The organism is Rhizobium sp. WCS2018Hpa-16, from assembly GCF_031843705.1.
In the GTDB taxonomy this organism is placed as follows: domain Bacteria; phylum Pseudomonadota; class Alphaproteobacteria; order Rhizobiales; family Rhizobiaceae; genus Agrobacterium; species Agrobacterium tumefaciens_C.
In genome coordinates this window covers 138,846-156,552 of record NZ_JAVTIX010000002.1, presented here as the reverse complement: position 1 = coordinate 156,552, position 17,707 = coordinate 138,846, and the positions used below count along the sequence as shown (strand labels likewise).

Genomic DNA, 17,707 nt, shown 5'->3' with positions numbered 1-17,707 from the left:
CAGGAAAATATGATCCGCAAACTCGCCTTATGTAAAAAGACTGTGGGAGATAAGGCTTAGATCTGCTGCGACGGCATGAATTGCGCCACCAGCTCGTGACGATCTCCGGGATAAGTCACTTTTACGTGAGTGATATAGGCCTGTCCGTTCGATGTTCGGCGTTCTATCACCAAACAGGCGGTTCCGTTGGGAATGGCCAGCGCTTCAGCCACGCGCTTGTCTGCCGCTATCGCACGGATGCGATGTTCGGCGGCACTCCAGGGCACCATCTGCAACAGCCATGATCCCGGCCCTGTCGTGGAAAAATCGGCATCCTTTGCTTCGGGCACGGTTGAGACGTTGATGACCCGCTCTTCAAGACAAAAGGGCGCGTCGGCGGCAAAGTGGCGGCAGGTCAACGAGAGGACCGAAGCACCCGCTTCCACACCCAGCATGGCCTGGTCGGCGGCGGTCGATGTCCGCAATTGGCGACGATCAAGCCGGTAAGCATAGATCAGCCCAAGCGCCTGCACCTCACGTTGAATGTCCTGAATTTCCAGAACGGCCGATTGCGCATGCGGCTGCGTCACGAAGGAGCCGGAACGGCGGCGGCGCTCGATCAGACCTTTCTTCACCAGCTCGCCCAAGGCCTTGTTCACGGTCATCCGTGAGCAGCCATAGTCCAGCGTCAGTTCGTGCTCGAAGGGAATGCGGTGGCCGGGCGGCCATTCGCCGGACAGAATACGCCCTTCGACATCGCCCATAATCCGCTCATGCAGTGATTTTTCCTGAACCCGAGGGGCGTCAGTCATAAGTTCGCTCGTCCTGTTGCATCGTGCGGTGATACCATCCCCCAACCTGCTTAGCCATATGGAGCATCATCACGGTTGAAAACCAAGTGGCGGCGGGCTTACACTCCCCTTGTTCCGGGCACGCAGATCGCAAGGGTCCGAACACGATATACGAGACCTCATGACCCGACAGAGACGCCGCACAATCATCCGCGCAAGGCGCACGGCAGCTGGCATTGCGCTTGTTGCCGCCATTTCCTTCATCGCGGGCATGACGGATGCGATCGGTGTGACCATGTCGGGAGATTTCGTATCCTTCATGACCGGAAACACGACCCGCGCAGCGCTCTCTCTGCAATCCGGCGATACGGACCATGGCCTGATCCTGCTGCTCGCGATTCTGATTTTCGTGGCGGGCAATGCGGGTGGCGTCATTATCGCGCAAACCTCGCAGCGGCGGCTTTTTACCGTTCTGTGCTCGGTCAGCCTTGCCATGGCCTGCGCCGCGCTGTTGCAGACCCGCGACATGACATTGGGGGCATTCTATCTCGTTGTTTTCGCCATGGGCATGATCAATGCTGCCGTTGAACATGTCGAGGGCCTGCCGATTGGCCTCACCTATGTGACCGGCGCGCTTTCCCGCTTCGGGCGCGGCATCGGGCGTTTCATTCTGGGTGAGCGCAAGCTGGACTGGACCATCCAGATCGTGCCGTGGATCGGCATGGTGACAGGGGCCATTTCAGGCGCAATTCTTGCGACCTTCGTTCAGGCTCAGGCACTCTTGATTGTCGCTTTGCTGATCTTTGCCCTCGCGCTCGCCAGCCTGCTCATGCCCCACGCTCTGAGCCGCCGGTTCCAGGCCAATGTGATGACCGGAACCGTCAGGCGGAAATAAGCCTATTTGGCGGAAATCGTCACGAATTTCGTGCCCCGGACACGCACGGTCATGATGCAGGGCGCGGTGTCGGTGCGCTCGCAAAAACGCGGGTGCATTTTCAACTCGAAGACCATGTTGCCGAAACGCATGATGAAGTCATAACCGTAGATTGTGGCGGTCGCGATCATCAGATAGCCGCCTTCCTTGACCTGCACATAGAAATTATAGGGGCAGCCATCCTCGTTGCAGCTGCGTCCCTTTTCGCCGTCGCAGGTCAGTTCGCCACGGTTGGTCAGTGCATCCATCAGCCCGTCATTGTTGATATCGAGGCGGGTCACAAAACCGGGGCCGAACTCCGCCACTTTGCACTCGGTGCGAAAGTGGTCTTTCTCGTAAATCTCGGGGTCGCTGACCAATTGCTGCTGGGCCTGCGCCATCATGGGAAACGCCAGAAGCACAAGCGTTTGAAGCGTAACGAAGAGAAGGCGTTTCACGGCATTTTCCTTTGGGTCTGTTTCCGCTATGGATGCGGCGGCATGGGGCATGTCATATTTGATCCGGCTGTGGATTCTATCCGGCGGCCCTTGCGTCACACTGACCGCGCAAACATTCGAGGAGCGCCTTTCCATGACCCTTCTGGCCTTTCTCGATTATGCCGGCGTTGCCGTTTTCGCAGCAACGGGTGCGCTCGCGGCCTCCCGCAAGCAGCTGGATTTCATTGGCTTTCTGTTTTTTGCGGCGGTGACAGGCATTGGCGGCGGTACGCTTCGCGATCTCGTTCTTGGCCGTGCTCCGGTATTCTGGGTTATCAACCCCACCTATATTCTGGTCTGTGCCGTCATCGCAGCCCTCGTCTATTTGACAGCCCATCTGCTGGAATCTCGCTACCGTCTCTTGATCTGGCTGGATGCCGTGGGCCTATCCGCCTATTGCGTGATGGGAGCCGCTAAAGGCTTGGCCGTTACCGGCTCGCCCACCGTGGCCATCGTGACCGGCACTATGACCGCGACCTTTGGGGGTCTGTTGCGTGATATTCTGGCTGGCGAACCCTCGGTACTTTTGAGGCCGGAGGTCTATATCAGCTGTGCCTTGGCGGGTGCCTGCGTGTTCACCGCCGCCCACGCCATCGGCATGCCACTTCTTGTCGCGTCTGCCGTCGGCGTGCTCACCGCCTTTGCCATTAGAAGCGGCGCGCTGATTTTCGGTTGGACATTCCCGCGCTACCATCCCCGCCCCGGCAGACCGCCTGAAGACGTCATGTAGGTCTCCCCATCGCCTCAATGCAAAAGGCGCCTTTCGGCGCCTCAGACAGTTCATCAATAAAGATCTGAAATTCTCAGTGCACGCTGATGGTGCGTAATTCATCTTCCGCAGCCTTGAAGAAGGTGCTGGAGCGATTGTCTGTCAGAAGGATTGGGGTACCATCCGCACCAAAGAGGGCCCATAGATCAAGGCCGGGATCGATATTGGGCGCTTCAGGGAAGCAGCGGTTCACTTCCTCGGCGCGTATCTTGCGGATATATCCAACCTCTCCTGCACCGATGTGAGCGAGCTGTGACTGGGTCAAACGCGCATGCGCTTCTTTCAAGAGCATAATCCGGCCTCCATATTCTTCAGACGTCGCGCCGCGGTGCGTCGCTTGGCGTGCAGAATCCTATTGTGAAACGGAAATGTTAATTTTTTTCACCACACTAGAGATTTCTGGTCGTGTGAGATCAATGGAAAGAAGGCCGTTGCGAAGGCGCGCAGCATTGACCTGCATCCCATCCGCCAGCACGAAGACGCGCTGGAACTGGCGTGCGGCAATGCCGCGATAGAGATAGTCCTTGGCATCCTGCTCTTGCTGGCGACCGCGAATGACCAGTTGGTTGTCTGCCGTGGTGACTTCCAGCTCATCCTCGGAAAAACCGGCAACCGCAATGGTGATGCGCAGGCGCTCCGGGCTCGCTCCATCGGCCACCAGCCGTTCAATATTGTAGGGTGGGTAACCGTCATTTGCCTTCGCCATCCGCTCCAGCGTTTTTTCCATGGCGTCGAAACCCAGCATCAACGGATGGGTGAATGGTGTCATACGGCTCATATCTCTTCAGTCCTTGTGCCCAAGCGACGATCGTCTGCCCCGTTTACGGCGGCATGCTTTCATATGGTAATATGGTGTTTGCAAAGCAAGAACGCCGTGGCGGGAAAAGTCTGAACCTCCGCATGCTTGACAAGCTTCCGAAACAGGCTTGAAAAGGCATGTCATACAAGAAACAGGACAATCATGGCCGAGCGCAGAAAAATCATCATCGACACCGACCCTGGACAGGACGACGCAGCCGCCATCATGCTGGCGTTGGCAAGCCCAGAGGAAATCGAAATTCTCGGCCTCTGTGCCGTTGCAGGCAATGTGCCGCTGAAGCTGACCAGCCGCAACATTCGCATCATGCTGGAACTGTGCAACCGCACCGACATTCCCGTCTACGAAGGCTGCGAGCGCCCGCTGGTGCGCGACCCCATTACCGCCGAACACGTGCATGGCAGCACCGGGCTGGATGGCCCGACCTTGCCGGAGCCAGTTCTGGCCGCGCAATCCCAAAACGCCATCGACTTCATCATCGAAACGATACGCCGTGAACCGGAAGGCACAATCACGCTGTGCACCCTCGGCGCGCTGACAAATATCGCAACCGCCTTGCAGAAGGCGCCCGACATTGCACCACGGATCAAGGAACTGGTGCTGATGGGCGGCGGCTTCTTTGAGGGTGGCAACATCACGCCAGCGGCGGAATTCAACATCTATGTCGATCCGCATGCAGCAGACATCGTGTTTCGCTCAGGCATTCCGCTGGTCATGATGCCGCTCGATGTGACGCACAAGCTGCTGACCACCAAGGCCCGCATTGCTGCCATCAGAGAAATCGGCACGCGCCCTGCCATTGCCATGGTGGAGATGCTGGAGTTCTTCGAGCGTTTCGACGTGGAAAAATACGGCTCCGATGGCGGACCGCTGCATGATCCGAGCGTCATCGCCTATCTGATCAAGCCGGAACTCTTCGATGGGCGCGATTGCAACGTCGAGATCGAGGTCAATTCCGAACTCACCATCGGCATGACCGTGGTCGACTGGTGGAAGGTGACAGGCCGCGAGCCGAACACCCGCGTCATGCGCGATGTGGATGCAGACGGCTTCTTCGCACTTCTGACCGAGCGCTTCGCCCGGATTTAAATCGGAAGGAGAGAGCCAATCGCTCTTTCTGCCGTCATATCAGGGCTTGTCCCGAGGATCTAATCACGGCCAATGTTGTGGTTCTTTAGATCCTCGGGTCAAGCCCGAGGATGACGAATTCTGTGCCTGTTGGCAGCATCAGTCAAAGCTCATAGAAATCCGCAATGACCTTCCAGGCATCTTCGGCCGTTTCGGCGAAATGCAGGAGATCCATATCATCGGGTGCAATCGTGCCGAAATCGGCAAGCGCCTCGAAATTGATGATGGACCGCCAGAAGGCCTCACCGAACAGGATCAGCGGGATGGGTGCCATGCGCTTGGTCTGGATCAGGGTCAGCGTTTCAAACAGCTCATCCAGCGTGCCGAAGCCGCCCGGAAACACCACCACAGCCTTGGCGCGCATGAGGAAATGCATTTTGCGAATGGCGAAATAGTGGAAGTTGAAGCTGAGTTCCGGGGTCACATGCGGATTGGGTGCCTGTTCATGCGGCAACAGGATGTTGAGGCCGATGGATGGCGCTCCGGCTTCCGCCGCACCGCGATTGCCCGCCTCCATCACACCCGGGCCACCGCCGGTCATCACGACATATTCGCGGTGATCCTGCTTTTCGGATTCCTTGGCGCAAAGCTTGGCGAACTTGCGGGCCTCGTCATAATAGACGGACGCAGCCTCGAGGTTTTTGCGCTGGGTTTCATTGCGGGCCGCCCAGGCATTGCCGCCGGGTTCTGGAATACGCGCGCCGCCAAACAGAACGACGGTGGAGTTGATGCCGCGCTCAGAAAGGATCATTTCCGGCTTCATCAATTCCAGCTGCAGCCGGATGGGGCGCAACTCTTCACGGCACAGAAAATCGGGGTCGGCGTAGGCAAGACGGTAGGTTGGCGAGACCGATTGCGGGGTCTGGGGAACGCCCTCCGCCTGCTGCTTGTCAGCGGAACTGGATTTCAACGGGTCCCAGGAGCCGTCCTTACGCCGCAACTTGCCGTTTTTCAGTCTTGCCATCTCAATGCCTTTCGTCTGCCTGCGCCAAATCACATTGACGCCCTTGAAACACTCGCTTAGAGCAATTGGCCATGTCCGGCCAGCGGTGCGGATATTCCCTTTATGTGACGATAGTCAGCGAAGTTTAAGGAATCCTCATGAGCATCTCGGATCTTGGCTCTCTTGAAACAATCATCGAATCTGCATTCGATAATCGTGACAGCGTCAACATATCGACCAAAGGCGAAATTCGCGATGCTGTCGAGACTTCCCTGAATCTGCTGGATGCCGGCCAGGTGCGTGTTGCCGAACGGCAGGCCGATGGCAAGTGGACCGTGAACCAGTGGCTGAAAAAGGCCGTGCTTTTGTCTTTCCGCCTCAACGACATGGACATCGTGACCGGCGGCCCGGGCGAATCCACCTGGTGGGACAAGGTGCCATCCAAATTCGAGAACTGGGGTGAAAACCAGTTCCGCGCAGCAGGCTTTCGCGCTGTACCAAACGCTGTCGTGAGACGCTCGGCCTACATCGGCAAGAATGTTGTCCTGATGCCATCCTTCGTCAATCTTGGCGCCCATGTCGGTGAAGGCACGATGGTTGACACATGGGCAACCGTCGGCTCCTGCGCGCAGATCGGGAAGCATGTACACCTGTCCGGCGGCGTCGGCATTGGTGGCGTTCTGGAGCCTCTTCAGGCCGGACCGACCATCATCGAAGACAATTGCTTCATCGGTGCACGCTCGGAAGTGGTCGAAGGCTGCATCATTCGCGAAGGTGCGGTTCTCGGTATGGGCGTCTATATCGGACAGTCCACCAAGATCGTCGATCGCGCCACCGGCTCCATCACCTACGGCGAAGTGCCGCCTTACTCCGTGGTCGTTGCTGGCACCATGCCGGGCAAGCCCTTCCCCAATGGCGAGATGGGGCCAAGCCTCTATTGCGCCGTCATCGTCAAGACCGTCGATGAGAAGACCCGTTCCAAGACCGGCATCAACGAGTTGCTGCGCGACTGACAAGAGTAGACTGACCCCATGAATGCCCCCGATCCCGTCGCCAATCTCGCCGCTCTCATCCGTTGCCCTTCGGTCACGCCAGTAGAAGGTGGAGCACTAACGCTGCTCGACACGCTGCTGACACCGCTGGGCTTTGCCGTGGAGCGCGTAATGGCGACGGAAGAGGGTACGCCTGACGTCGAAAACCTCTATGCACGCATCGGCACGAAAGGTCCGCATCTGATGTTTGCGGGCCATACCGATGTGGTGCCGGTGGGCGATGAGGCGGCCTGGAGCCATCCACCTTTCTCGGCAGAGATCGCTCATGGTGAGATGTTTGGTCGAGGTGCTGTGGACATGAAAGGCGGTATCGCCTGTTTCATCGCAGCCATTGCCCGCCACATCGAAAAGCACGGTGCACCTGACGGGTCGGTCTCCTTCCTCATCACCGGTGACGAGGAGGGGCCATCGATCAACGGCACATCCAAACTGTTGGAATGGGCCGCTGCCAAGGGCGAAACATGGGACGCCTGCATTGTGGGTGAACCGACCAACCCCGACCGCCTTGGCGACATGATCAAGATCGGCCGTCGCGGATCACTGTCCGGTCGCATCACCGTCCATGGCGTTCAGGGCCACGCGGCCTATCCGCATCTGGCCGATAATCCCGTTCGCGGCCTTCTGCAGCTCACCCACGCGCTGATGGACCCGCCATTCGATCAGGGAACCGACAATTTCCAGCCATCCAACCTGGAAGTGACGACCATCGATACCGGCAACCCGGCAACGAACGTCATTCCGGCCAAGGCGACGGCTGCCTTCAATATCCGCTTCAACGATACGTGGACAGCGGAGACCGTGCGCGCCGAAATTATCCGCCGTCTGGATGAAGCCGCCGCCGATGGTGCGCTTCGCCCGGATCGCACGCCGGTCAAATACGATATCGTCTGGGCAGATCGTCCAGCTCATGTCTTCCTGACGCGCAACAACGCGCTCATCTCATCGCTCTCAGGCGCTGTGGCCGAAGTCACCGGCAATGAGCCCAAGCTATCGACGACCGGCGGCACGTCGGATGCGCGTTTCATCAAGGATTATTGCCCGGTGGTGGAATTCGGCCTCGTCGGCCAGACCATGCACATGGTGGACGAGCGCGTGGCCGTTGCCGATCTCGAAACGCTGACGCGCATCTATGAGACCTTCCTGCAACGCTGGTTCAGCCATGCCATCGCGGAGTGAAGTCGCGCTCTATATGAGAGGCCTGTGGCTGCTGTTTCTGGGCGATCCAGCCGGGGGACGTCTGCTGGACCTCTCCGACCGTGGAATGACGCGGTCCTTTTATGCCGCACTTCTCTGCCTGCCATCCATGGCGCTGTCCTGGTACTGGTGGCATGAGGCCTATGTTTCCGTCTTGCCGAAGGGCGTCGGCACCGGCGGCCTGTTCTTCGTGCGGCTGGCCATGGTCGAGGCAATCTGCTGGATGGTGCCCTTGATCCTCATCGGGCTTTTGCTGATGTCATTTGGCGCCAAGCAGAAGTTTTCGGCCCTCATCGTCGTCGCCAACTGGCTGTCGCTGCCGTTTTCCTACGCCTATGCGGCGCTGATCCTCATCGCGCTGCTCGTCCCCTCCTTGCAGGGACTGATTGCGATCCTGTGGTTTTCGCTGCTGCTGACGCTGGTGTTCAGCTTCTCGCGGATCGTAAAGTTTTTCGTGCGTGAACAGCCCTTGCTAGTGGCCGCGATCGTCATGACGCTGCTCATTCCCGGCATGCTTCTCTCAGAGCTGTTGCAACGGTTTCTCGGCGTCTATCCGAGCTGATCCGCCGATGCGATCACGATAGATCGTCACCGTCAGCCGCCAACTCAGGTCTTGGCTGTCGCGGCGGTATCACATCGGGATAATCCACCTGCATGAAATAGAGGCCCTCGGGCGGCGCAACAGGGCCGCAGGCCTTGCGATCTCGGGCCTCAAGGGCCGCCTTCACATCATCCACTGTCATGCCGCCATCCCCCGCCAGTTTCAGAGTGCCGGCAAAGGAGCGGATCTGATTGTGCAGGAAGCTTTGCGCCGTAGCGCGGATTTCGATCAGGTCGCCATCGCGTGTCACATCCAGCCGGTCAAGCGTGCGCACCGGGCTGTTTGCCTGACAGTGCACGGAGCGGAATGTCGTGAAATCATGTCGCCCGACCAGCGTCTGCGCTGCCGCGTGCATGGCCTCATGGTCAAGGTCTTTGGATACCCACCATGCGCGCTTGTGTTCCAGCGCCAACCGCGATTTGCGACAGATGATGCGGTAAAGATAATGGCGGCGAAGGGCTGAAAAGCGTGCGTCGAAATCCTGCGTGACCGCTGCGACGTCAAGAATCGACACCGCCTCGCCCGCCATGGCCAGATGGGCGTTCAGCGCATTGCGCAGCTTGTAGGGTTCCCACTCCCGCGTCAGATCCACATGGGTGACCTGCCCCTTGGCGTGAACACCGGAATCGGTGCGACCAGCGCCGCGAAAGCTGACGGTTTCTTCTGTCAGCGACAGAACGGCAGCCTCCAGCGCGCCCTGCACGGAGGGGCCGTTGGTCTGTCGCTGCCAACCGTAATAGGGAGAACCATCATATTCGACGGTCATGCGAAAGCGTGGCATCAGCCGAGCCTCGTTCCGACAGAGACCTTGGTGCCGCGCAGAAAATCATCCGCCAGCATGGGCTTGCCGCCGGCCTTTTGCAGGCGCAAAAGGCGAACTGCACCGCTGCCACAGGCAACTGTCAGGGCATCATCCAAAACCGACCCCGCCTCGCCCATGCCGCTCGCAACCTGCGATTCCAGCACCTTCACGCGCTCGGCCTTGCCGCCTATATCCATTTCGAACCATGCGCCGGGAAAGGGCGAAAGGCCCCTGATGTGGTTGTGCACATCCTGACTGGAGCGGGAAAAATCGATGCGGGTTTCACCCTTGTCGATCTTGGCCGCGTAGACCACACCCTCCTCCGGCTGCGGCGTGACAGGCAGATCGCCATCTTCGAGCTTCAGCATCGCCTCGCGCATCAGCCGCGCACCCGCCAGCATGAGACTGTCATGCAGCGCGCCGGCTGTCATGTCAGCCGTAATCGTGATGCGTGCTGTGAGTGCGACGGGGCCGGTGTCCAGCCCCTTTTCCATCTGCATCACCATAATGCCGGTTTCCGTATCACCTGCCATGATGGCACGCTGAATGGGGGCGGCACCGCGCCAGCGCGGCAGGAGTGAGGCATGGCCATTATAGCAGCCGAGGCGCGTGCCGCTCAAAATGGCATCCGGCAATAGCAAGCCGTAGGCCACGACAACCGCCACATCGGCATTGAAGTCCCTGAACGTCGCCCGGTCTTCTTCCGCCTTGAAATTGAGAGGTGTCAGAACCGGAATGCCGAGCAATTCGGCGGCCTGATGGACAGGTGACTTCTGGAGATCAAGGCCACGACGTCCGCCGGGGCGCGGCGGCTGCGTATAAACCGCCACGATCTCATGGCCTGCATCGACAAGGGCGCGCAAGGTGGGAACGGAAAAGTCCGGTGTACCCATGAAAATGATGCGAAGTGCCATGGATGCCCCCTGTCCCGCAGATGTACCCGTCGATCTAAAGAGATCGGCGGATCAGAATTTTGCGCGGGCCGCTTTGGTGAATTTCTTGATGACCATTTCCCGCTTCAATCGGGAAATGTGGTCGATGAACAGCACACCGTTCAGATGGTCGATCTCGTGTTGCAGACAGGTTGCCAGCAAACCGTCAGCCTCAAGCGTCTGCTTCTTGCCGTCGCGGTCGATATAAGCCAATGTCAGGGCAGCTGGGCGCTCCACCTCGGCGTAATAATCCGGGATCGAAAGACAACCCTCCTCATAGGTCGAAATATCATCCGACACGGTGAGGATTTCAGGATTGATGAAAACGATTGGCTTGCGGTCTTCATCCTCGCGCGAGATATCGATGACAAGCATGCGGCGCGGCACGCCGATCTGAATGGCGGCAAGGCCAATGCCCGGCGCATCATACATGGTTTCCAGCATGTCATCGGCCAGACGCGTGATCTCGGCATCCACCTGTTCGATGGGCTTGGATTGCTGGCGCAGCAAAGGATCAGGCAAAATAATAAGAGGTTTGATCGTCATGGCTTCCCCATAACGCATCTCTTCTTTCGAGGAAACAAAAAATAGAAGGCACCATTCACGGCCCGAAAGACGAAAAAGCGGACTCATTTACGCCGTGGAAATGTTCATGCTTTGATCTGACGAATCACGGGAAATCTGTTAGATTTGCTTATGAACATTGATTTTAACGCTCTTGGTACGACAGCTTTCAGTCTTGGTGGCAACGACATATCGGTTGGCGCAATGCTCGCCCTTCTCCTTGTCGGGTGTCTTGTCGCGGCGATCCTTATCTTCCGAAGGCCGCCGGTGGTAGACCAGTCACGGGATGAAATCACCGAACTTTTGCGAACCCAGTCGGAATTGCACGGCCGCATCGCCGCCATGACGGAGAGCCTCAGCGCCCGTCAAAACGAAATGAGCCAGACGCTGAACGACCGTCTGGACGGCATGTCGCAGCGGATCGGCACGACCTTGACGGAGCAGACCCGCTCCACCCATGAAAATCTCAGCAAGCTGCAGGAGAGACTTGCGGTCATCGATGCTGCGCAGGGCAATATTCAGGATCTGGCCAAGGATGTGATCGGTCTGCAGGCTATCCTTTCCAACAAGCAGACACGCGGCGCCTTCGGCCAAGCGCGTATGGAAGCCCTCATTGCCGACGCCCTGCCCTCCGGCTCCTATAGCTTGCAGCCCACGCTTTCTAACGGATTTCGACCCGATTGCACCATCAGAATGCCCAACAATGCACCGCCGCTGGTGATTGATGCAAAGTTTCCGCTCGAAGCCTGGAATGCACTGAAAGCCGATGATTCGCCTGAGGCAAAGCGGGCCGCCACGCAGCAGTTTCGTCGCGACATGGAAGTGCATATTCGTGATGTCGCCGACAAATATCTGATTTCGGGCGAAACGCAGGACACCGCCTTTATCTTCGTGCCCTCGGAATCGATCTTTGCCGATATTCACCAACATTTTGAAAATCTGGTCCAGCGTGCGCACCGCTCCCGCGTGGTCATTGTTTCCCCGTCCCTCCTGATGCTGTCCGTGCAGGTCATCCAATCGGTGCTGAAGGACCAGCGGATGCGCGAACAGGCTCACCTCATTCAGGGTGAAGTGGCCCTGTTGATGGATGATGTGCGGCGGCTGGATGAGCGGACGCGCAAATTGCAGTCGCATTTCGGGCTGGTGCAAAAGGACGTGGACATGATGTTGACCTCGTCTGACAAGGTTCTGGCGCGCGGTGTCAAAATCGAGAGCCTGGATTTTGCGCCCTCGCAAAAGGAAATCGCTCATCTGGAAGCCGAGCAGCTGCGCCGCATTTCAGAGGTTCGCGCCGGTTCTGCCAAGCTGAGGGTGGTTGACGACGAGTGATACACCCGGCAAAGTCGCCGTCTGTTTCGACTTCGTTTTTACCCCCTTTGGAATGACCCGCATGATCACAGTTTTCGGCTCCATCAACATGGACCTCGTCGCCATATCCGACCGCCTGCCAAAGCCCGGCGAGACCGTGACCGGCAAATCCTTCTCGACCGCCGCCGGTGGCAAGGGCGCCAATCAGGCGCTGGCCGCCCGTCGGGCCGGTGCTACCGTTAAAATGGCTGGTGCCATTGGTGATGATGCGTTCGCCGCGCCCGCCTTGACGCTTCTTCGTGATGCGAGAGCGGATCTGTCGCTCATCAAGACCGTGGCCGTGCCAACCGGAACCGCCGTTATCCTGATTGGCGAAGGCGGGGAAAACATGATTTCGGTCATTCCCGCCGCCAATGGCGAAGTTTCGCCCGAAGATGCAGACCGCGCAATCTCTGAAATGGCAGCAGGCGATATTCTGATGCTGCAGTTCGAGGTGCCTGCAGATGCCATCGAGGCCGCGCTCAAAGCCGCCAAGGCGAAACGCGTCACGACCATCATCAACACGGCACCGTTGACTTCGCATGCGCAGCGCCTGTCGCGCATGGCTGATATCGTGATCGCCAACGAGACGGAGTTCGAGCTGCTGATCGGGAAGGATAATCTCTCCGCCGACCAGCGGGAAAAAGAGCTTGTCTCTCTTCACAATGAAACCGGACAGACGCTCATCGTCACACTGGGTGCAGAAGGCGTCATCGCCATTCGCAATGGAAAGCTGGTCAAGGCAAAGGGCCTGAAGATTGAGCCCGTGGATACGGTCGGCGCTGGCGACACGTTCTGCGGTTATCTCGCGGCCAGCCTTGATGCTGGTCTCGATTTTGAAGCCGCACTGCGCCGCGCTGCTGTTGCTGGCTCACTGGCCTGCACTCGCCCAGGCGCACAGCCATCCATCCCCGTCGCATCCGAGGTGGACGCGAACATCTGATCAGCAATCAGGTACGGATAAAGGTGAGATAGGCGGAGCTGCGACCCTCGCGCTTCGCCTTGTTCTCGTAGCGTGTGCCCGGCCATGTTGCGAATGGCGTTGTCCAGTCGGCAGAGGTCTGCGCTGTCCATTCAAAACCGCCATGGCGCGCACAATGCTGCAGTGTCCAGTTGAGATAGGTATCGATATCGGAGGCGAAACAGAACTTCGCGCCGGGTTTCAGCACACGGTGAAACCGCGCTAGATTGACGTCCGAGACGAAACGGCGCTTCCAGTGCTTCTTCTTTGGCCATGGGTCCGGATAGAGAAGATCGATGTGATCAATGGACGCATCCGGCAACCAGTCCAGCACCTGCGTCGCGTCATCATCATAAAGGCGGATGTTCATCAGTTCCCGCTCGCGGACCGAGCCCAGCAATTTTGCCATGGAATTGACGAAGGGCTCGACGCCGATAAACCCCGTGCCTGGGTTTTCACCCGCGCGGTGAATGAGATGCTCGCCTCCGCCAAAGCCGATTTCGAGCCGGATGGATTTCACATCGGCCGGAAACAGTGCCGCAAGCGTCTGGGGTGGAGGCGTCGCAAGGTCGAGCTTCAGCAATGGCAAGAGGTTCTCGATGGAATCAGCCTGCTGCTCGCGCAGAGGCTTGCCTTTGCGCCGACCAAAAAACGCTTCCGTTGAGCGTGAGCGTCGTTCTTCCGTCATTTCCACACTCTCATGCAAATGGAGAACCCGCACCGTGCCTTCCATGGCACCGCGCGGGTTTCAAATTTTTCAAACCATATCTCTCAATCAGCGATGATTGACAAGCCTTATGCGGCTTTCAAAGCATCCTTGAGCGGCTTGACCAGATCGAGCTTCTCCCAGGAGAAGGAACCGTCACGGCCAGCCTTGCGGCCGAAATGACCGTAGGAAGATGTCTTGGCATAGATCGGCTTGTTGAGGTCAAGATGACGACGAATGCCCGATGGCGAGAGGTCGATGACCTTGCGGATCGCGGCTTCGACTTCATCTTCGCTGAGTGTGCCAGTCTGGTGAAAATCAACATAGACGGACAGAGGCTGAGCAACGCCGATGGCGTAAGACAGCTGGATCGTGCAACGATCTGCCAGTCCTGCTGCAACAACGTTCTTGGCAATATAGCGCGCCGCATAGGCTGCCGAACGGTCAACCTTTGTGGTGTCCTTGCCGGAAAACGCACCGCCGCCATGGGGGGCTGCGCCACCATAGGTGTCCACGATGATCTTGCGTCCGGTCAGACCCGCATCGCCATCAGGACCGCCAATCACGAACTTGCCGGTCGGGTTGATGTACCACTGGCAATCATCGGCAATCTTCAGATCACCCAATGCTTCGCGGATATAGGGCTCAACGACGGAGCGAACCTTCTTGGAGTCCCAGCTTGCGTCCAGATGCTGCGTCGACAGAACGATGGAAACGGCTTCGGACGCCTTTCCATCGACGTAACGCACGGTAACCTGGCTCTTGGCGTCAGGACCAAGCTTTGCAGCTTCGCCTTCGCCGCTTTTACGGGCCGTGGCCAGAAGCTGAAGGATGCGGTGCGAATAATAGATCGGCGCCGGCATCAGATCAGGCGTTTCCTTGCAGGCGTAACCGAACATGATGCCCTGGTCGCCAGCGCCTTCATCACCCTGCTTGTCGGATGCGTTATCCACGCCCTGCGCAATATCAGCCGACTGCGGGTGCAGCAAAACGTCGATCTTTGCGGTCTTCCAATGGAAGCCTTCCTGCTCGTAACCGATATCGCGGATGGCCTTGCGGGCTGCGGCCTTGAACTTGGCAGGGTTGATGACCGGATGGCCCTTCGCGTCATTGACGACCTTGCCGTCCTTGTCCTTCTTCAAAAGTGTATCGGGAACACGCACTTCACCGGCGATGACAACGCGGTTGGTTGTGGCCAGCGTCTCGCATGCGATGCGCACAGTCCAGGGATCAACCCCGGTCTTGGCGGCTTCGCGGTAAATGAGATCAACGATTTCATCGGAAATGCGGTCACAAACCTTGTCAGGGTGACCTTCAGCAACGGACTCGCTGGTGAATAGGTAGTTGGCACGCATGCGGGATTCCCCTCAAAGAAACGGTCCTGATTTGTTAGTCAAATTGTGTGGAAAAAACAAGGACACAACGACATAAATATATCTTTATATCGGAATTCCTAAAATCATCCTTACCTAAACAGAAACAGGACCGCCCAATAAAAAACGGCCCCGAAGGACCGTTTGAAATGCGACAACTGAGCCGATGATCTTACTCGGCATCGCCTTCGGCCGCCAAGGCCTTGACGAGATCGACGATGCGGCGGCGCACCTTCGGGTCTGTGATCTTCACGAATGCGCGGTTCAACTGCAGGCCTTCCGAGGAGGAGAGGAAGTCCACGACATAATTGGAACTGCTGGCTTCCGCCATGCCGGTTGGCGTGACACCCTGATCGCCTGGCGCATCTTCAAAGAAGAACGACACGGGCACATTCAAGATACCGGAAATATTCTGAAGACGGCTCGCGCCAACCCGGTTCGTTCCTTTTTCGTATTTCTGAATTTGCTGGAACGTAATGCCGAGGCTTTCGCCGAGTTTTTCCTGGCTCATACCCAGCATGGTCCGACGAAGGCGGATACGGCTTCCGACATGAATGTCGATTGGGTTCGGCTTCTTCTTATTCTCTGTCATTTATTAAGGTCCTGACATTCAGTTCTTCGGTTTATCGACTACACGCCTGTTCAAATCCTGAATTTCTGGATTGTCACCGCACGCAATATATCATGTGCGTTGTGCAACCTGACAAGTTCACTATGCAATTTTAGGGGTTTTGGGTCAATTCTTACGTTTCATCAAACCTATCCGCGAAAACACTGATATTACGAGCAATATTGCAAAGAACAACCAAAAGTATATTTGTCGCATATCGTCAATAAGCACACCAGTAGCGGCACCACTTAAAGTGGAATCAATTATCCCTGTTTGACCATAGTCAAGTCCTGCGACAATTCGCCCCACTGCGTCAATTGCGGCAGAAATACCCGTATTTGCGGCACGAATCACCGGCAGCCCTGTCTCGACGGCACGGATGCGCGCCTGCTGCAAATGCTGATAAGGTCCCGGCGTATTTCCGAACCAACCGTCATTCGTGACATTGAGAATGGCGGTCGATGTCGCGATATCCTTGGGTACTTCGCCGGGGAAAATGATCTCGTAGCAAATGAACGAATAGAGTTTCTTGCCCGATGGCAGCGTGATCGGCTCACGCGTCGCCGCCGATGAAAACCCGCCGGGGAGGTTGATCAAATTCTGGATGCCAAAACGGCGCAGGATATTTTCAAACGGAACATACTCACCGAAGGGAACGAGGTGAACCTTATCCGTCGCGCCAATGATCTGGCCCTCGCTGTCGATCGCGTAGACGGAATTGTAGTAGCGGGTTTCCTGCCCAGCTCCTGCATCTTCCATCCGCACGGCACCCGTCAGCAAAATCTGTCCGTCAGACAGGGTCTTTGCGATTTCCTGAAGGGCATCGGGGTTCTGCGTCAGAATAAAAGGGACGGATGTTTCGGGCCATACAATGATGTCAGGAACTTTCTGGCCAGATGTTGGTGGCAGTGCCGAGAGGCGCAGATGCTCCTTGAAGATCTCGGTGCGGTCGGCGTTGAGCATCTTGCGGGACTGGTCGATCCCCGGCTGCACGATTCTGACCGTCAAGGCATCGCTATCGGCGACCAGCGGCTGGTTCAATCGATAGGCGCCATAGCCCAGATGCGCGGCCAACATTGCCACGGCGATACAGAGGCCGGGAATCATGCCTTTTTTGGTGCCCAGAAGTGCCGGGCTGGCGAAGACGAAGACTGCCAGCATCGACATGCCGAAAATGCCGATCAGGTTCGATGTCTGCATCATCAGCGGAACGGGCATCAAACCAAATCCGACGCTGTTCCAGGGAAATCCGGTCAGAACAAAGCTGCGCAACCACTCGATCAGACCGAAGGCTGCGGCAAGAGCGGCAATCCGGCCCCAACCATCGGACCAGAGCATATTGGCCAGCATGACGGCAAACCCGTAAAAAATGGCAAGACAGGCGGGCAGGCCAAGAATGGCAAGGGGCAAGGCCCAGGCAAATTCGTCCGCTTCCAGAAGCAGCGCATTTCCCATCCACCACAGGCCAGCCACGAAATAGCCCAGCCCGAAAAGCCAGCCGATTGTGAATGTCTTCCAGCCGCGGGACCACGCGCCGCCATCGGGGTTTCCGGTGGCACCGTCAATCAACCAGACAAGAAGCGTGAAGGATACAAAAAGAGCTGCGAAGAACCCGAAGGGCGGAAAGGCCAGCGCGCCGATTGCACCCGCGGCGATGGTCAGGGCTACCCGGCCAAAACCATTGCTCAACATGATCTTGCCCGCCAGCCGTTCCATGTCATCTCCAAG

General features: G+C 57.6%; 20 protein-coding genes. 8 read left to right on the top strand and 12 right to left on the bottom strand.

Annotated elements, in window-relative coordinates; translation table 11 throughout:
* Positions 1-56: 56 nt before the first annotated feature.
* Complete coding sequence (gene hutC / locus RQI55_RS06885) at positions 57-791, bottom strand: histidine utilization repressor (RefSeq protein ID WP_192063198.1); 735 nt, start codon at positions 789-791, stop codon at positions 57-59.
* 160 nt (positions 792-951) lie between these two features.
* Between hutC and RQI55_RS06880 the strand changes: the two genes are divergently transcribed.
* Positions 952-1,665 carry a YoaK family protein gene (locus tag RQI55_RS06880; RefSeq protein ID WP_243256837.1) on the top strand — a complete coding sequence of 238 codons (714 nt, stop codon included), beginning with the start codon at positions 952-954 and terminating at the stop codon, positions 1,663-1,665.
* Between the two features lie 2 nt (positions 1,666-1,667).
* Here RQI55_RS06880 and RQI55_RS06875 read toward each other — a convergent pair whose 3' ends face one another.
* A complete protein-coding gene (locus tag RQI55_RS06875; protein WP_192063818.1) occupies positions 1,668-2,087 on the bottom strand; it encodes a hypothetical protein in 420 nt (139 codons plus the stop codon).
* A gap of 187 nt (positions 2,088-2,274) precedes the next feature.
* Between RQI55_RS06875 and RQI55_RS06870 the strand changes: the two genes are divergently transcribed.
* Positions 2,275-2,910, top strand: coding sequence for a trimeric intracellular cation channel family protein (locus RQI55_RS06870; protein ID WP_042616394.1), 636 nt, complete (start codon positions 2,275-2,277; stop codon positions 2,908-2,910).
* Positions 2,911-2,983: 73 nt separating this feature from the next.
* Here RQI55_RS06870 and RQI55_RS06865 read toward each other — a convergent pair whose 3' ends face one another.
* Positions 2,984-3,241: a DUF1150 family protein gene (locus RQI55_RS06865; RefSeq protein ID WP_042616240.1), complete on the bottom strand. Its 258-nt coding sequence runs from the start codon at positions 3,239-3,241 to the stop codon at positions 2,984-2,986.
* 60 nt (positions 3,242-3,301) lie between these two features.
* Positions 3,302-3,727, bottom strand: coding sequence for an Hsp20 family protein (locus tag RQI55_RS06860; RefSeq protein ID WP_243256838.1), 426 nt, complete (start codon positions 3,725-3,727; stop codon positions 3,302-3,304).
* Positions 3,728-3,910: 183 nt separating this feature from the next.
* Here RQI55_RS06860 and RQI55_RS06855 point away from each other — a divergent pair, with 183 nt between their 5' ends.
* On the top strand, positions 3,911-4,855 hold the full coding sequence (locus tag RQI55_RS06855; RefSeq protein WP_243256839.1) for a nucleoside hydrolase: 945 nt from the start codon (positions 3,911-3,913) through the stop codon (positions 4,853-4,855).
* A 142-nt stretch (positions 4,856-4,997) separates the two neighbouring features.
* Here the strand turns inward: RQI55_RS06855 and RQI55_RS06850 are convergent, their stop codons facing one another.
* Positions 4,998-5,858: an LOG family protein gene (locus tag RQI55_RS06850; protein WP_243256840.1), complete on the bottom strand. Its 861-nt coding sequence runs from the start codon at positions 5,856-5,858 to the stop codon at positions 4,998-5,000.
* A 137-nt stretch (positions 5,859-5,995) separates the two neighbouring features.
* Between RQI55_RS06850 and dapD the strand changes: the two genes are divergently transcribed.
* Genes dapD through RQI55_RS06835 form a run of 3 tightly spaced genes read left to right on the top strand, consistent with a single transcriptional unit; the run spans position 5,996 to position 8,645 of the window.
* The gene (gene dapD, locus RQI55_RS06845) at positions 5,996-6,850 is read left to right on the top strand and encodes a 2,3,4,5-tetrahydropyridine-2,6-dicarboxylate N-succinyltransferase (RefSeq protein WP_042616236.1); all 855 of its coding nucleotides are present in this window, start codon (positions 5,996-5,998) and stop codon (positions 6,848-6,850) included.
* Between the two features lie 18 nt (positions 6,851-6,868).
* Complete coding sequence (gene dapE, locus RQI55_RS06840) at positions 6,869-8,065, top strand: succinyl-diaminopimelate desuccinylase (RefSeq protein ID WP_311272437.1); 1,197 nt, start codon at positions 6,869-6,871, stop codon at positions 8,063-8,065.
* On the top strand, positions 8,049-8,645 hold the full coding sequence (locus RQI55_RS06835) for a hypothetical protein (protein ID WP_243256842.1): 597 nt from the start codon (positions 8,049-8,051) through the stop codon (positions 8,643-8,645). Before dapE ends, RQI55_RS06835 begins: the two co-directional genes overlap by 17 nt.
* Before the next feature lie 13 nt (positions 8,646-8,658).
* Here the strand turns inward: RQI55_RS06835 and truA are convergent, their stop codons facing one another.
* The 3 genes from truA to def are packed head-to-tail and all read right to left on the bottom strand — an operon-like array spanning position 8,659 to position 10,964.
* Entirely contained in the window at positions 8,659-9,465 is an 807-nt protein-coding gene (gene truA / locus RQI55_RS06830; RefSeq protein WP_311272435.1) for a tRNA pseudouridine(38-40) synthase TruA, read from the bottom strand.
* Positions 9,465-10,400, bottom strand: a complete 936-nt coding sequence (gene fmt, locus RQI55_RS06825; RefSeq protein WP_042616232.1) for a methionyl-tRNA formyltransferase — start codon at positions 10,398-10,400, stop codon at positions 9,465-9,467. The genes truA and fmt overlap by 1 nt, the downstream gene beginning before the upstream one ends.
* Before the next feature lie 51 nt (positions 10,401-10,451).
* Positions 10,452-10,964: a peptide deformylase gene (def, locus tag RQI55_RS06820; RefSeq protein WP_243256844.1), complete on the bottom strand. Its 513-nt coding sequence runs from the start codon at positions 10,962-10,964 to the stop codon at positions 10,452-10,454.
* Between the two features lie 150 nt (positions 10,965-11,114).
* Here def and RQI55_RS06815 point away from each other — a divergent pair, with 150 nt between their 5' ends.
* Together RQI55_RS06815 and RQI55_RS06810 are read left to right on the top strand one after the other, a co-directional pair.
* On the top strand, positions 11,115-12,311 hold the full coding sequence (locus tag RQI55_RS06815) for a DNA recombination protein RmuC (protein WP_243256845.1): 1,197 nt from the start codon (positions 11,115-11,117) through the stop codon (positions 12,309-12,311).
* Positions 12,312-12,372: 61 nt separating this feature from the next.
* Positions 12,373-13,272 carry a ribokinase gene (locus RQI55_RS06810; RefSeq protein WP_243256846.1) on the top strand — a complete coding sequence of 300 codons (900 nt, stop codon included), beginning with the start codon at positions 12,373-12,375 and terminating at the stop codon, positions 13,270-13,272.
* Positions 13,273-13,279: 7 nt separating this feature from the next.
* On the opposite strand, the gene RQI55_RS06805 is transcribed toward RQI55_RS06810, so the two are convergent.
* The 4 genes from RQI55_RS06805 to lnt form a co-directional block, all read right to left on the bottom strand.
* On the bottom strand, positions 13,280-13,978 hold the full coding sequence (locus RQI55_RS06805) for a tRNA (guanosine(46)-N(7))-methyltransferase TrmB (protein WP_311272434.1): 699 nt from the start codon (positions 13,976-13,978) through the stop codon (positions 13,280-13,282).
* 107 nt (positions 13,979-14,085) lie between these two features.
* Positions 14,086-15,351, bottom strand: coding sequence for a methionine adenosyltransferase (metK, locus tag RQI55_RS06800; protein WP_042616230.1), 1,266 nt, complete (start codon positions 15,349-15,351; stop codon positions 14,086-14,088).
* 190 nt (positions 15,352-15,541) lie between these two features.
* A complete protein-coding gene (locus tag RQI55_RS06795) occupies positions 15,542-15,961 on the bottom strand; it encodes a helix-turn-helix domain-containing protein (RefSeq protein WP_243256848.1) in 420 nt (139 codons plus the stop codon).
* A 144-nt stretch (positions 15,962-16,105) separates the two neighbouring features.
* Positions 16,106-17,695, bottom strand: a complete 1,590-nt coding sequence (lnt, locus tag RQI55_RS06790; RefSeq protein ID WP_243256849.1) for an apolipoprotein N-acyltransferase — start codon at positions 17,693-17,695, stop codon at positions 16,106-16,108.
* Positions 17,696-17,707 lie beyond the last annotated feature (12 nt).

Bases quoted from the DNA above. Each gene is read 5' to 3' on its own strand.
- RQI55_RS06835 (WP_243256842.1), top strand. From the start codon at position 8,049: ATGCCATCGCGGAGTGAAGTCGCGCTCTATATGAGAGGCCTGTGGCTG.
- RQI55_RS06810 (WP_243256846.1), top strand. From the start codon at position 12,373: ATGATCACAGTTTTCGGCTCCATCAACATGGACCTCGTCGCCATATCC.
- RQI55_RS06850 (WP_243256840.1), bottom strand. From the start codon at position 5,858: ATGGCAAGACTGAAAAACGGCAAGTTGCGGCGTAAGGACGGCTCCTGG.
- RQI55_RS06860 (WP_243256838.1), bottom strand. From the start codon at position 3,727: ATGAGCCGTATGACACCATTCACCCATCCGTTGATGCTGGGTTTCGAC.
- RQI55_RS06875 (WP_192063818.1), bottom strand. From the start codon at position 2,087: ATGATGGCGCAGGCCCAGCAGCAATTGGTCAGCGACCCCGAGATTTAC.
- RQI55_RS06870 (WP_042616394.1), top strand. From the start codon at position 2,275: ATGACCCTTCTGGCCTTTCTCGATTATGCCGGCGTTGCCGTTTTCGCA.
- metK (WP_042616230.1), bottom strand. From the start codon at position 15,351: ATGCGTGCCAACTACCTATTCACCAGCGAGTCCGTTGCTGAAGGTCAC.
- dapE (WP_311272437.1), top strand. From the start codon at position 6,869: ATGAATGCCCCCGATCCCGTCGCCAATCTCGCCGCTCTCATCCGTTGC.
- dapD (WP_042616236.1), top strand. From the start codon at position 5,996: ATGAGCATCTCGGATCTTGGCTCTCTTGAAACAATCATCGAATCTGCA.
- RQI55_RS06805 (WP_311272434.1), bottom strand. From the start codon at position 13,978: ATGACGGAAGAACGACGCTCACGCTCAACGGAAGCGTTTTTTGGTCGG.
- RQI55_RS06855 (WP_243256839.1), top strand. From the start codon at position 3,911: ATGGCCGAGCGCAGAAAAATCATCATCGACACCGACCCTGGACAGGAC.
- RQI55_RS06865 (WP_042616240.1), bottom strand. From the start codon at position 3,241: ATGCTCTTGAAAGAAGCGCATGCGCGTTTGACCCAGTCACAGCTCGCT.
- RQI55_RS06795 (WP_243256848.1), bottom strand. From the start codon at position 15,961: ATGACAGAGAATAAGAAGAAGCCGAACCCAATCGACATTCATGTCGGA.
- fmt (WP_042616232.1), bottom strand. From the start codon at position 10,400: ATGGCACTTCGCATCATTTTCATGGGTACACCGGACTTTTCCGTTCCC.
- truA (WP_311272435.1), bottom strand. From the start codon at position 9,465: ATGCCACGCTTTCGCATGACCGTCGAATATGATGGTTCTCCCTATTAC.
- hutC (WP_192063198.1), bottom strand. From the start codon at position 791: ATGACTGACGCCCCTCGGGTTCAGGAAAAATCACTGCATGAGCGGATT.
- def (WP_243256844.1), bottom strand. From the start codon at position 10,964: ATGACGATCAAACCTCTTATTATTTTGCCTGATCCTTTGCTGCGCCAG.
- lnt (WP_243256849.1), bottom strand. From the start codon at position 17,695: ATGGAACGGCTGGCGGGCAAGATCATGTTGAGCAATGGTTTTGGCCGG.
- RQI55_RS06815 (WP_243256845.1), top strand. From the start codon at position 11,115: ATGAACATTGATTTTAACGCTCTTGGTACGACAGCTTTCAGTCTTGGT.
- RQI55_RS06880 (WP_243256837.1), top strand. From the start codon at position 952: ATGACCCGACAGAGACGCCGCACAATCATCCGCGCAAGGCGCACGGCA.